Origin of the sequence: Pseudoalteromonas sp. 20-MNA-CIBAN-0454, from assembly GCF_040308685.1 — a bacterium.
GTDB classification, from domain to species: Bacteria; Pseudomonadota; Gammaproteobacteria; order Enterobacterales; family Alteromonadaceae; genus Pseudoalteromonas; species Pseudoalteromonas nigrifaciens.
In genome coordinates this window covers 122,223-136,778 of record NZ_JBEOOB010000003.1, presented here as the reverse complement: position 1 = coordinate 136,778, position 14,556 = coordinate 122,223, and the positions used below count along the sequence as shown (strand labels likewise).

10 protein-coding genes are annotated in these 14,556 nt (G+C 38.8%); 6 read left to right on the top strand and 4 right to left on the bottom strand.

Going from position 1 to position 14,556, the window contains the following annotated elements; genetic code table 11:
* The first annotated feature begins 101 nt into the window (after nt 1–101).
* The 3 genes from AAEZ22_RS02490 to AAEZ22_RS02480 all read left to right on the top strand — a co-directional run bounded on the left by AAEZ22_RS02490 (nt 102) and on the right by AAEZ22_RS02480 (nt 5,737).
* Nucleotides 102–962, top strand: a complete 861-nt coding sequence (locus AAEZ22_RS02490) for an EamA family transporter (protein WP_089369173.1) — start codon at nt 102–104, stop codon at nt 960–962.
* Nucleotides 963–1,650: 688 nt separating this feature from the next.
* Nucleotides 1,651–4,068 (top strand): TonB-dependent receptor, encoded by a 2,418-nt coding sequence (locus AAEZ22_RS02485; RefSeq protein WP_352296050.1) that lies wholly within the window; start codon nt 1,651–1,653, stop codon nt 4,066–4,068.
* 82 nt (nt 4,069–4,150) lie between these two features.
* Entirely contained in the window at nt 4,151–5,737 is a 1,587-nt protein-coding gene (locus AAEZ22_RS02480; RefSeq protein ID WP_193038770.1) for a tetratricopeptide repeat-containing sulfotransferase family protein, read from the top strand.
* A gap of 164 nt (nt 5,738–5,901) precedes the next feature.
* Here the strand turns inward: AAEZ22_RS02480 and AAEZ22_RS02475 are convergent, their stop codons facing one another.
* A complete protein-coding gene (locus AAEZ22_RS02475; RefSeq protein ID WP_041454909.1) occupies nt 5,902–6,759 on the bottom strand; it encodes a PA4780 family RIO1-like protein kinase in 858 nt (285 codons plus the stop codon).
* Nucleotides 6,760–7,116: 357 nt separating this feature from the next.
* Entirely contained in the window at nt 7,117–9,096 is a 1,980-nt protein-coding gene (locus AAEZ22_RS02470) for a ligand-gated channel protein (protein WP_306288324.1), read from the bottom strand.
* A gap of 121 nt (nt 9,097–9,217) precedes the next feature.
* Between AAEZ22_RS02470 and AAEZ22_RS02465 the strand changes: the two genes are divergently transcribed.
* Together AAEZ22_RS02465 and AAEZ22_RS02460 are read left to right on the top strand one after the other, a co-directional pair.
* Nucleotides 9,218–10,120 carry a LysR family transcriptional regulator gene (locus tag AAEZ22_RS02465; protein ID WP_182683693.1) on the top strand — a complete coding sequence of 301 codons (903 nt, stop codon included), beginning with the start codon at nt 9,218–9,220 and terminating at the stop codon, nt 10,118–10,120.
* A gap of 186 nt (nt 10,121–10,306) precedes the next feature.
* Nucleotides 10,307–12,571, top strand: coding sequence for a bifunctional diguanylate cyclase/phosphodiesterase (locus AAEZ22_RS02460; protein ID WP_352296068.1), 2,265 nt, complete (start codon nt 10,307–10,309; stop codon nt 12,569–12,571).
* Nucleotides 12,572–12,801: 230 nt separating this feature from the next.
* Here the strand turns inward: AAEZ22_RS02460 and AAEZ22_RS02455 are convergent, their stop codons facing one another.
* A complete protein-coding gene (locus AAEZ22_RS02455) occupies nt 12,802–13,050 on the bottom strand; it encodes a DUF4282 domain-containing protein (protein WP_011329879.1) in 249 nt (82 codons plus the stop codon).
* Between the two features lie 160 nt (nt 13,051–13,210).
* The gene (locus AAEZ22_RS02450; RefSeq protein WP_011329878.1) at nt 13,211–13,393 is read right to left on the bottom strand and encodes a hypothetical protein; all 183 of its coding nucleotides are present in this window, start codon (nt 13,391–13,393) and stop codon (nt 13,211–13,213) included.
* An 88-nt stretch (nt 13,394–13,481) separates the two neighbouring features.
* Between AAEZ22_RS02450 and AAEZ22_RS02445 the strand changes: the two genes are divergently transcribed.
* Nucleotides 13,482–14,552 carry a CsgG/HfaB family protein gene (locus tag AAEZ22_RS02445; protein ID WP_011329877.1) on the top strand — a complete coding sequence of 357 codons (1,071 nt, stop codon included), beginning with the start codon at nt 13,482–13,484 and terminating at the stop codon, nt 14,550–14,552.
* The last annotated feature ends 4 nt before the right edge of the window (nt 14,553–14,556 follow it).

The window sequence follows — 14,556 nt, the reverse complement described above, 5'->3', positions numbered from 1 at the left end:
AAGCGTAAGTTGCTTAATATGTTGTTTATCGAATAAGTTTACCTCGAGTATCAAAAACAGGTAGAATGCGCCAAATTTAATAGTGATATACAAGGAAAATAATGCATTCATCTACGAAAGAACTCTTACTCGCTGTTTTTTGTATATTGCTCGCTATGGTAACTATTCAATCTGGTGCGTCGCTTGCCAAGCAACTCTTCCCTATTGTAGGCCCTGAAGGGACTACTGCACTGCGTTTAGGTTTTTCTGCCACTATTTTATGCCTGATTTTTAAACCGTGGAAACACTTACCTGCCGCAGGCCAACGATTTCCTATTTTAATTTACGGCCTGAGCCTCGGCGGTATGAACATTTTGTTTTATTACGCCATAGAGCGTATTCCACTGGGTATTGGCGTTGCACTTGAATTTACCGGCCCATTAGCAGTTGCATTATTTTCATCGCGCCGTAAGCGTGATCTATTTTGGGTAGGCTGTGCTATTGCGGGCATTTTATTATTACTGCCTGATATGAAAGGCCAAGAAAGCCTAGATCCGGTTGGCGTTATATTGGCGCTTGCCGCTGGTGCATGTTGGGCAGGTTATATTCTTTTTGGTAAAAAAACCGGTAATCAAGGCTCTGGTGGTGCAACTGTGGCTATGGGTATGACTATTTCGGCCATTGTACTTGTGCCCTATGGCGGAATTTTGCAAGCCTCTTCATTCAGTTGGGATATTATTCCGTTAGGTATTGCTATTGCAGTACTCTCAAGCGCCCTGCCGTATACCCTAGAAATGATCACTTTGCGTAATATGTCGTCGCAAGGCTTTAGTATTATGATGAGTTTAGAGCCCGCAATTGCAGCATTAGCCGGATTACTCATATTAGGCGAACTATTGTCTATTTGGCAGTGGCTGGCAATATTACTGGTAATTATTGCCTCTGTTGGCAGTTCAACTTCAAAACCACAAAGCAGCAGTTAAACTATCCTCATTAAGCGATTAGGGCGTATTAACCTTAGGGATTAAAATTTTTTCAATTTAGAGGCAATTTAATCCCGGCGCGAAGTTTGTTATCTAATGGGCTCAATAACTGCCCCGGCTTTATTTTACTGGCTTACATCCATGCAGGAAAAGTTACTTCCCCCTAGATAGAAGCCTTCGGGCAGCACATGTTTGGCATTTATGCGTCGTTATCGCCTGCTTCTGGGGAATAACCACATTACATAGGCTCTGCCTAGCCTAAAAAACAAACGCACTGCTGTAAATTCAACCTCAAAAGATAAATACGCCCTACCCCCTTGTGACTTTAATTTTTTAATGAAAACGGCCATATTTTTTGTCTCATTTCTGCTTGTTACTTTAACCCTCAGCTTGCATTTAAATGCATAATGGTTTTGCTCATCCGTGTAATGTCACTCGCTACTCACATCTTGTTATAAAATTTTACTACTGTTTAGCTTTTAACAACTAAGCAGCAAGAGCTTACTGAATGCTTTTTAAGCAAGTAATTGTTGCCAGTGGTTATTTATTAACCCAAACAAACTTAGGTATAATATTTATTCTATAAAAGTGAATTATAATTCATATTTTTATTCCCAGATGTATTCCACCCTGATAAACTAAAACCCTTACTTACTCATTATAACTAATTGCACTAGGATCACTTTTTATGTTTAAACCAAGCCTGTTAACCTTGGCTATTTCAAGCACACTTTCAAGTGTGGTTTTATTCTCTAATACCGCTTCAGCTCAAGAACAAGTGGTTACAAAAAACAAATCACTTGAAGTTATAGAGGTTACGGCAACACGACGCAGCGGCTCTGTACAAGCAGCACCACTTAATATAACCGCGCTTGACGCTGATGTAATGAAAGATCAAAACATTAGTGAACTTGCCGATGTAGCACGCTGGGTTCCTGGTTTAACAATTACTGACCAAGGTGGCCGCGAAGGTTCACCTATTATTGTACGTGGTTTAAATACTAACTCATCGGGTCCAGCGTCAGATGGCGGCACTGTAGCAACATATATTAATGAAATTCCGGTAAGTGTTGATATGCGCCTCGTTGATATTGAGCGCGTAGAAGTACTTATTGGGCCACAAGGTACATTATATGGCGCAGGTACATTAGGCGGCGCCATTCGTTACATGCTAAAAGCGCCAGAGCTTGATTTTACCTCAGGCGAAGTTTACGGTGATGTTTTTCAAACCCAAGAAAGTGACTCAGTAGGCGGTGAAGGCGGCTTTATTTTCAACTTACCAATTATTGAAGATACGCTTGCCATACGTACTAGCTTAAACCTATATAAAGATCCGGGTTTTGTAGATTACAATTATGTTGTTCGTGAGCCGGGAGTATCGCTTAGCGATCCTGATTGGAGCAATACTGATGCCGTTAACAACAACCTTAAACAAGTAAAAGATGCCAACGGCGAAACAACCACTACAGGGCGTATATCAGTTCGTTATAAAGCGAGTGAGTCTTTTGAAGGTACGCTTAACTATTTTTATCAAAAACAAGACAGCGAAGGTCGTTCAATTGTTCATAGCAACAGCTTAAATGCAAACAATGGCTTAAGCGATATAATTGGTAAGTACGAATCAGCGTATCGTTACGAAGAGCCACGCGTGAAAGAAGATCAATTACTTAGCCTAGAACTCAAAGCAGACTTAGGCTTTGCAGAGTTAGTATCGGCTACCGGTATATCAAGCTTTGAAGCTGAAGGTCAACGCGACCAAACAGATTTACTGATCCGTCTTGATTATGGCTACGAAGAATTTCCAGCATTTTCAACATTTACCCGCGAAATTGATGAAGTAGATACTTTTACCCAAGAGCTGCGTTTAGTATCACAAAGTGATAGCGATTTTAGTTGGATAGTAGGTGGTTTTTATAATAAAAAAGACACAGATGCATCAAGTAGAGAATTTACACCAGGTTTTGATCAGTTTGCGGTTGATAACTTTGGCGCAACTCAACTTAGACCTGATGCACTAGAGTACCTAGAAATAACGAGCAGCAAAGTAACAGAGTCGGCTCTTTTTGGTGAAGTGGGTTATCAAATAACCGACAAACTAGATATAACGCTTGGTGTGCGCTTTTACGAATACGATGTAAAGTCTAAAGCCGCTTTTGACTTTCCGTTAGCAAATACATTATATGATGGTGCTGGCCCTAACGATATCGCTATTAACTTTGAAGAGAATGCAGCAAGTGATAACGGTAATCTGTTAAAGTTTAACGCAAAGTATCAATTTAATGACACCGTAATGGGCTATGTAACGGTAAGTGAAGGCTTTAGAATTGGTGGTTCAAATGGCTTGGTTCCGTGCCCTGATCCACTTCCTGATGATCAACAAACAGGCTGTGGTAAACCAGATGAAATGCTATTTGATGCCGATATAACGACCAATTACGAGCTTGGCTTTAAAAGTACATGGTTTAGAAGTCAGTTACACTTTAACGCTGCACTCTTTAACGTAGATTGGGACAATGCGCAAATTACTGGGGCAACCGCAGTGGGGCAACTGCCTTACCTTTCAAACGCTGGCAGTGCTAACGCAAAAGGCATTGAAATTGCTACTCGCGCTATTTTATCAGACTCATTTAGCGCCTATGCAACATACGCTTACACTAAAGCGGAGCTAACATCAGATGCACCATTTTTATTTAACGCCGACGGTACTGATGGCGCTGCAGATGGCGATCGTTTACCTGGTTCACCAGAGCATCAGTTTTCATTAGGTATTAATTACCAAACTGACGTGTTTAACGACAAAACATTAGATATAAACTACGGCTTAACTGCGCAAAGCGACGTTATTTCAAAAGTTGGTTTACGTGATAGTGGTGACGTACTACCAGGTTACAGCCTAAGTAATATTTCTGCTAAGTTAACAGCAGATGCGTGGTCAACTACATTGTATGTTGATAATATGTTTAATAAATATGCTGTTACATCGGTGCGTCGCTCAGATGCCGATATTACAAGTGCTAATGGCGCAGAAATACAACGTAACTATGGCCATTACATTAACCGCCCTCTTACGGTAGGCATTAAATTTAACTACAAGTTTGAAATATAATTTAAATTACATTTAAACTGTACTTAATCTATGTCATAAAGGCTCAAATTTATTTGAGCCTTTTTATTTATACGAGCTAACTATGCCCCCTAGCCTAAAACAGTTACATCAAAGCGCCATAAATTACTTAAACCAAGGTGATGTGAAACAAGCACATAAAACTTTAGTTGAACTTGTTACCCAAAAACCAGACTTTGCAGACGGCTATTTTTTACTAGCTATGGTAAACCTACAAGTGGGGCAAATTTACAAAGCCATTCAGCTGATTGAAAAAGCGCAAGGTTTGCAAGAAAATGTTGAATACACAGCGCAACTGGCAAAATGTTACGCACTTACAGGACAACTACAAAAAGCCAAAGCAACCGCATTAAGTGTTGCACTTAGCAAAATAACCAAAGCGCTGGATGCAGACACTTTAGGCGTTGCACTCACACAAGCGGGTTTACACGAACAAGCGATAAATTACTTTGAATACGCGTTAACACTGGCAAATAACAAACAAACTCCGCAAGCACAGTTCTTTTATAACTTTGGTGTTTGCGCTAAGTTTTTAGGCCTTTTTGAGCAAGCTCAAAATGCGTTTGAAAATGCTATTACTCTAAAACCATTACACCACCAAAGCCACTTTGCATTGAGCGATTTAACTAAGGCAAGTACGCAAACTAACCATATTGAACGCTTAAAAACGGTTGCTGAACAGGTTACTCACCCCGATGCAAAACTACATATTGGCCATGCTCTAGCAAAAGAATATCAAGATATTGGCGCATTTTCGGATGCCTTTTTAGCACTGCAACAAGGTAAAGCCGATAAACTTAAAAACAGCCCATTTGATAACGAGGGATCAGCGGCTTTATTTGCACATATTAAAAAATTAAGCCTTGAGCATAACGAGCCAAACGCCTCAGGTAACCCAAGCAACGAGCCTATTTTTGTTTTAGGTATGCCGCGCTCTGGCACCACCTTAGTAGAGCGTATTTTATCAAGCCACAGCGACGTGCAATCAGCAGGGGAGCTGCAAGACTTTGGCTTGTGTGTTAAAAAAATAAGCAAAACCACCTCGCCGCACGTGCTTGATAACCAAACCTTGAGTAGCGCCTATCAAATTAACTTTGAGCAACTTGGCACTCATTACTTAAATGCTACCCGTGTAGTTACAGGTAATAGTAAACACTTTATTGATAAACTCCCCTTTAACTTTTTTTATATTGATTTAATAACCAAAGCATTACCTAATGCAAAAATAATTTGCCTGCTGCGCGACCCAATGGACACCTGTATTGGTAACTATCGCCAACTATTTAGTATTAATAACCCTTATTACGCTTATTCGTTAGATTTACTTGATACCGCTAAATTTTATAGCCGTTTTTATAAACTCATGCAGCATTTTCAAAGTTTGCATAAAAATACAATAAAATTAGTTCAGTACGAGGAGTTAGTAGCGCAGCCCGAAGTGCAAATTAAAGATTTAGTTAAGTTTTGTGAGTTAGCGTGGCAACCGCAGTGTATTGATTTTCATTTAAATACAGCGCCGGTTTCTACCGCCAGTAAAGTGCAGGTTCGTCAACCGCTCAACAACAAAGCTATTGGCCGCTGGCGTGCATTTAAACCACATACAAATGAAATACAGCAGTACTTTAAAGCGCAGGGAATAGGAGTGAAATAACTGCTAAATTACTCAAGGTGAAAGGGAAAGCGTTAAAACAAAAAAACATTTTGCTTTATACGGGCTCAGGCCGCGATTAAGTTAACCTTTGTTTTATTGAATTTAACTGCAACGGTTTGATGTCTAGCTACTAAACGCTAGACATCAGCTTAATTTAATTAAGTTTAAGCATCTTCGTCAACGTCTCGAATACGGTCTAAGCGCTCCAGCTCTTCTTCACGAGCGGCTTCAATTTCTTCAAGTATTGCATCAACATCTGCGGCTTCACTGTTATCTTCAAATTCACCTGTTAAAGTGGAGTTAGCCGTTAAGTTAGCCTCAGAAAACAATGCCCACATTTCTTTGGCGTATTGAGTTTGCAATAAAGCTGGGGCATATTCGCCGTAATAACGGCGCATATTATTAACATCGCGAGCAAACATTGCTTCGGCGCTATTATTCGCTGCAGCATTAACAGCTTGCGGTAAGTCAATAATTACCGGGCCTTTGCTGTCAACCAACACATTAAATTCTGATAAGTCGCCGTGGATGATACCCGCACACAACATTAATTTAATGTAATGCATCATTAAGCTATGCTGCCTAATCGCTTCTTCTTCACTAAGAGCTACATTACCTAACTGCGGTGCAACATCGCCGCTGTCATCGCACACAAGCTCCATTAGCAACACACCATCAATACAGCCGTAGGTGTCGGGTACACGTACACCGGCACTCGCTAAACGTGATAGCGCATCAACTTCGGCATTTTGCCAAATCTCTTCTTCTAATTGGCGACCATAACTTGAGCGTTTACCCATAGCACGCGCTTGGCGCCCACCACGAACTTTACGGCCTTCTTGATATTGTGCGGCTTTTTTAAAACTACGTTTACTGGCTTCTTTATAAACTTTAGCGCAGCGAATATGATCGCCACACTGCACTACAAAAACATCAGCTTCTTTACCGCTCATAAGCCTGCTGAGTACGTCATCAATTAAACCATCATCAACTAGCGGTTGTAGGCGTTTAGGAATTTTCACAGATTTTCTGCTAAATAAAAGGCGCTAATAACGTTTATTTTATTAACTTGGTTATGGTTGTCTAGGTGGTTCAAACGAGGTGTTACCTTTGCGGATTAAGTGCGATTATAGAGTAGTAGCAAGCAGTAATAACATTTAAGTGTAAACTAAGCAGCTACATATATGTGGCTAGAATAAGCGACTCAAGCGTAAAAGCCAACCGCATTTTATAATTTTTCAGCTTTTTTAAACAAACTTTAATACTGGCTGCATTTACTGCAATAAAATTTATGCCTAACTACAATAAATAATGGCTATTTAGTATATAGCCATTATTTATTTTTTAAAAAGAAGTCATTAAATAGCTAATTAAAGCACTTAAAACTGCCATGCTAAAGAAGCCCAATAACGACGTCCGTCTTCTACATAACCATACTCTACTTCGCTAATTTCTTTATCAAATAAGTTATAAACCCCCACGCCTAATTTAATGTTGTTACTTAATTGATAGTTTGCACCTAAATCTGCTGTGGTATAGCTTGGAGCAATTAAGCTACTTTGCGATGGCCCAGTTGTAGGTTGGCTTTCTTCCCCGCGATAGTGCATACGTGCCCATGCACTAAATGCATCGCTTAAAACCCAATTAACAGAGGTTTGCAGTAAGTGTGTTGGTAACTGATTTAATGGGCTTCCTGCATAAGTGCCCGTTTTTTGCTCCGATTCGGTGTAAGTATAATTAGCGCTTGCACTTACTTTACTGCTTAGTTTAAGCGATGCTGATAGCTCAAACCCTTGTGTTACTGCTTCATCAACATTTACGTAGGTTGTTGGGTCTGAACCAAATTCATTTGGACCGTCGGTGCATTGAGTTAATGGGCAAGCTATACGTGATATTTTATCGTCAAACTGATTATAGAAAACAGTGGCCGAGGTACTGAACTTTTCACCTTTATCGTAATAAACACCTACTTCATAATTTATTGATTTTTCAGGCGCCAAATTCGCATTACCATATATATTACCGCCGCGACTAACCTGCCCCCATTCTGGCGTAGTTGCTCGTAAACTAGGTGCTTTAAAACCGGTAGATATACCTCCTTTGACGGTTAAATTATCGCTCGCATTAAGCACACCATATAAACGTGGGCTAATATGGCCGCCAAAGTTACCATCATGGTCGTATCGAATACCGCCGGTTAATGCAAACAACTCGCTGGTTCGCCATTCATCTTCGCTAAATATAGACCATTGCTCGTTATCTATTTGCGATACATCACTTAATTTGTTGCTGGTATGATCGGTTAAATCTTCTTTTTTATAGGAAGCGCCCAATGTCGCATTATGCTCACTCGCAAGCGGAATACTCCACATCGTTTGTGCATCAGTATTTTTAATAAGCATTTCGCGTGATTTATTATTATATTCATCGTACTTTATATAGCTATTAGAACTACCAAAGTCATAATAACCATTATGGCTTACCGAGATGGTTTTTTGCTCGTATTGTGTAGTTGTTGATTCAGGACAACCACTGCGACCACACTCATCCTCAGGGGCAAGTGGCGCAATTGTTTTACCCACAGTCGCATCTAACGTTTGTTCAGCACGGCCAAGCTCTAATGTAACCTCGTGATTTTTATTAGGTGTTACTATAAACTTAGCTTTAAGATTATTTTGCTCTTTGCCTCTAAAACCGGCGACTAGGTCATCTTCATCGCGTTTTGTAAATTGCCCGTATAGCTGTACTCCAAGTAGTTCATCAACTAATGAGCCCGCTGTAAAAAAGTTAGCTTGGTTAATGTTCCCAGACTCATTACTTTGTTGAATCGTACTATCTAAACGCACCTCGCCGTACCACTGCTCAGGTGTTTTACGAGTAATTATATTGATTACCCCGCCTATCGCATCAGAGCCATATAAAGATGACATTGGACCGCGAATAACTTCTATACGTTCAATGGCCCCAATAGGCGGTGTCCATGCCCCCTCAACACCTGGACCGTCACTGTTTGGCCGTGTTTCGCGCGATGTTTGTCGTTGGCCATCTATTAATATTAATGTATAGCCATTAGCCATGCCGCGCAAACTAATATCTTTTCTGTCGCCACCGCCAGTCACTATAACGCCGGGCACGTCTGTCATAGCGTCGGTTAAATCACGGTAAAAACGACTCGCTAACTCTTCTCTATCAATCACACTAATAGATGCTGGTGCATTTTTAATTAGCTGCTCATACCCTGACGCAGTGACTACCATCACTTCCATGTCATCGTTTGTTTTATTTGCTTGCGCATAATTTGTAAAGGTAAATAAAATTGCGGCACTTAAAGGCAATAATTGTCGACTTGCGGTGTTCATACTTGTTTCCCGTGTTAGAATCACTTAATTGATAATGATTAGCATTTGCGATGTTAAGGGTAAGTGCATTGCCGAGCAATATAAGTATGCTAATAATTAAATTAAGGAAAACTTAATTACTATGAATATCAAGTTAACACGCTCGTTAACTATGTTTGTGCGCATAGTAGAAACAAACAGTATGAGCTTAGCTGCTAAACAATTAGGCATGACTACTTCTGCTGTAAGTCAGCAAATTAAAACATTAGAACAAGAGGTTGGGTTAAACTTATTCAATCGTAGTCCACGATCATTAAGCTTAACTGAAGCGGGTGATATTTATTATCAAAGCTGTAAAAAGCTGCTGCAAACAGCAGAGCAGACTAAACAAAAACTACAGTATTTAACCGGTATACCAAGTGGCAAACTTAAATTAGTTGCCCCTGTTGGCTTTGGCGCTGGGTTACTTTCTGAACCATTAAAACGCTTAATAGAGCTACACCCAAAATTAAACATAGAACTAATTTTGACAGATGAACCTGTTGATATGCTTAAAGAAGGAGCCGACTTAGCATTGTGTATTGGCCCACTTAACGACTCAAATTTAATAGCCCGAAAATTAGCCCAATGGCCTTATGCTCTTTGTGTTAATGCGACGCACCCTTTAGCAAAAAATGATCAATGTATTGAACAATTAAACCAGCACGCTCATATAGCTCACAGCCATTTAAACTATCAATTATTTAAGCCAAACAGCGCACCATACACACTTAATGCTCCGCGTATAAAAGTAAATAATATGCAATCAGTTATTCAATTAGTATGCGATGGATTAGGTTATGCAATGCTACCAGAGCCAGAAGTGCGCGAACGCATTAAAAACAAAGAGTTAAAGCAACTTCATAAAGATTGGCAACGTTCAAACTACACTGTGTATGCAGTAACGCCAAAACGAGATTTTATTGCTGCAAAGACTTATGCGTTACTCGATATTTTAAAAAAGCACTTCGCTGAAGTCACCTTAGGCACTAAGCACCACTTATAACAATTAGCATTGTTGTTATATATAACAAATGATAACAACCAGTTAAAAATAAAAACGAAAAGAGTTTAAATTTTATTCGACTCTAGTATTGAGTTAAATTAGATAATGTTTACAATATCAATAAGGTGCTGCTTAATTAATATAAAATAAATTTCTCGTTTTTATTAACGCTATGCGCTCAGACACATTAACTATTATTTAGGAACTTTTCTGAGTGACTCCAGCACAACATTCAGCATTATTTGCAGCCCAACAACAGATTATAGAGCAGGCACAGGTGTAGATATACACCTGTGCCTGCATAATATCTGCGAGCAAATTGAAGCAATAATTGACTCTAAAAATGCTAAAAGCTCGATTTTAACTCTAGAGGGCAACCAACTTCGCCACGGTGCTGCGCCTAAACTTCCCCCTGAATATTGCCAAGCAATAGACGGTGTTACAATTGGAGATAATGTAGGCTCATGTGGCACTGCAGTGTACACAGAGCAACAAGTTATTGTTAGTAACATAGCTACTAGCCCACTTTGGGCTAATTATAAAACTATTGCATTAGCACATGGTTTGCAAGCGTGTTGGTCTACTCCTATTTTTTCCTCAGACAACAAAGTGCTCGGTAGTTTTGCCGTTTATTACACGCATCCAAACGCACCAACCGCATTAGATTTAAAGCTTATTGAACGCTTTACTCATTTATCGGGCCTAGCAATAGAAAAAGCGCGCTCTGTCGCAAGAGAAAAAGCACTTAGTTTAGAGCTACAACGTTCTAACGATAAATTAAAAGCATTTATTGAGGTGATCCCCGATTTAGGAATCATTTTTGATGAACAAGCGCGGTATATTGAAAGTTATGGTGCTAGCAACGAGTTGCAATGTAATAGCTTAAGTAATGAGCAACGCATAAGTTCGCTACCATTAGGTGATCCTAATAAAGTAATCTCTATCATTACTAAAACACTGAAAACAGAGCAAGTACAACTGTACGAGTACGAACTTAATTGTATGGGTAACCGACATATTTTTGAAGCTAGAACGTCAATTATTAATAACTACCTACTTGATGAGCCAAATAAAAAACATGTTTTATGGATGATACGCGACATTACCGAGCGTAAACTTGCTGAAGAGCAAGTTAAAGAGTTGGTATTTTACGACCCATTAACCACATTGCCTAATCGCCGCATGCTAACTGACACGCTTGAATTGATGATCAGCGAATCTAAAAAGCAGCTTTCATTTGGCACTCTATTATTTTTAGATTTAAATGACTTTAAGCGCATTAATGATTCATTAGGCCATGTTATCGGTGACGAGGTTTTACTAGAAGTTGCTATGCGGTTAAAAACCGTTATTAAAAATGCAGGTATTATTGCGCGAATTGGTGGCGATGAATTTGTAATTTTACCTAAGCACCTAAGTAGTAATAAAAACAATGCACAAAGCCAGGCAATAGTATGTGCCAACCAAATACTCGACTGCTTCAAAAACCCTTTTAAAATAAACAACTGTAGTTATAAAATTACCGTCAGTATTGGCATTAGTTTTATTGAAGGCCCAGACACAACAAGCAACGATGTATTAAAGAGGGCCGATACAGCTATGTATAGCGCCAAAAAATTTGGCGGCCATCGTTTTGCGTTTTACGATCCGGCACTGCAACACGAATTAGACTTACGTTTACAGCTAGAAAGCGACATTATAACTGCAATAAAAGAAAAGCAGTTTGCGGCTTACTTTCAGCCGCAACTTGATTGCCAAGGTAATATTATAGCCGCTGAGGCATTAATTCGCTGGATACACCCTATAAAAGGCATTATATCACCCTACTACTTTATTCCTGTTGCGGAACAATCTGGTCTGATTGATCAATTGCAAAGCAGTGTACTGTTTGACGCCTGCATGTTAATTAAAACGCTAGAGCAAACACAGCAACTTCATGATTCATTTTGTGTTGCTATTAATATTAGCGCCTGCCAATTTATAACACATTCCTTATACAACAATATTGTTAGTATTGTAGATGCGTTTGGTATATCTCCTACAAGATTTAAACTGGAGATAACCGAAAGCATTTTACTAGATGACATGGCTGAAAATATTGCACAAATGCAGCAGCTCAAAGCTAAAGGGTTTAGGTTTTCGATTGATGATTTTGGCACTGGTTATTCATCGTTAGCCTATATACACACTTACCCCGTTGATGAGCTAAAAATAGATAAAAGCTTTATTGATAAAATACATGAAGGTAATAGAGGGTCTGCCATTGTAAGTACTATAATCTCACTTGCGCACAACCTTGGCTTTAATGTTATTGCCGAAGGCGTTGAAACCGCAGAGCAAGCTAAAACACTCGCACAACTTAATATTACCGGTATGCAAGGCTATTATATGGCTTATCCTATGCCCGCAGCTGAGTTTATTTCTTGGTTAAAACAACAGCTTAACAGTTAGTAACAGCAAAGAATAAGAAGCGCAGCGCCCCCCCTTAACCTCTTTATAAATAATTTACTTAAAACTATGTTTGCAAATGTATTTTAGCCTTTTTGAACCTCAAAGTGGTTAAAGTAAACTACCCATCGACGCCACTTAGTGTCGAACAATGGGTTTTCTCGGAGTTTTTTGGATAAAATAACGTGTCTGGTTTTATTTCTAACTGAAACTTACTGTGACACGTTAAAGTTTTATTCTGATTTATTAGCTATTTTTTGTAAATTCTCGTGAATTTTGAATAAAACGATAAGTAGTTCACACCAAATTCTAGCGCCAATTACACCACCAACAATAATACCAAGCCCAGCCCAAAAACCACCACCGTACTGCACAAACATAGTGGTTACACCAGAAATTACAGCACCTAGTAACATTAACCAATATACAAAAGTAATGATTTTAGGTGTCAGCATAGATTCAAAGAAAAAAATATCTTTCATTTTTTAGTCCTTTTTAAAATAGTCAGTAAATTTTTATTTCACAAAAAATGAGCGCTTACTAGCCCTCATAGTTATTATCTAGCTAGCCTTAATAAAGCTAACTGGCTGTATATTTAATTAAAGCTAATTACGCTATTAAATTAAAAATGAGGTGTCGCAGTTACTTATTTAAATTATCGAGTTCTTTTTCTAAGTCTTTCATTGCTTTTTGCGCTTTGAACTCTTCGTAAAGCGCTTCGCGTGAACCGGGATCTAAACGTTTTCCCGATTTAGCCACTAGGTTATTAAAGGTATCTTGTGTGTTATTAGTGCTAAAGAATAAGTAAAAAGCATGAAATTCCATAGGTTTTACTTATATTTAATTGACTCATTTAATAACAGCTGTTAAAAATAAGCAACAAATATGAATATAAACTTAATAGGGATATTTAATGAAAAAAGGAATTCAGTTTGCTGTAATTTCTAGCATTTTGTTATCTGGTTGTGCTTTAGATAGTAAAATTAACGGCATGATTGGTGGCTTAAATAATCTACTAACAACAGCAAAACTACCTGTAACCTACATGCGCCCAGCTAATCAAGATAACACCGATAAAATAAAACGTATTGCTGTTATTACCGATAGAAGCTCTTCAAATGCAGTGAACTTAATTGAAAGTAACCTTTCAGCTATTCGCGTTAATGACAAGCCATACTTTACTTTTGTTGATCAAGCAGCGCTTGATAAAGTAATTGCTCAACAGCGCTTTAATGAAGGTGACCTAACAAACTCAAATAATCGTACTCGATTAGGTAAACTTACTGGCGCAGACACTTTGGTAACCGCTCTGTATGGTTCTGATGTTGAAACATCAACCTATTACGAAGAGCGTAGTGAATGTGTTGAAAAAGGTGACAAATGGTATAAATGCAAACGCTCTCGTGATGTTAAAGTTCGATGCTCTGAAAAACTAGCTAAAGTAATACTAGAGCCAAAAGCAATATCTGTTGAATCTGGTGAAATCATTTTCACAAAACGATACAGCCAACAGGTAAGCAGTAAAGTTTGCGAAGGTGATGATCCTCACAATTCTGATAGTGCGCTATTAGGGCAAGCAGTTTCTCAGATATCAGAAGAACTAATTCAAGATGTTGCCCCGCATAGCGTTACAAAATTAGTTGAATTAATGGAATCGGATGATTCTGATATGTCCGACGATGCTGAAAAAATGCTGGATATGGGAATAGAGTTTGCTGAAAAAGATATGCCAGATAACGCCTGTAAGATGTTTAGTAGAGCTCAAAGTATTTATTCTGAATCACTAGCAATTAATTATAATAATGCTGTTTGTGCAGAAAGAGCAGCGGACCTAGAGCTAGCCCTTGCATATTATCAAAAGTCTCATAATCTAACTATGGATGTTGATGAGCTAAAGTATATTATTGAAGGTGAGCAGCGTTTGTTAGATCGTAACAAACATAATGCTAAACTAGCTCAAAATAATAACCACAATCGTTTATAAAACA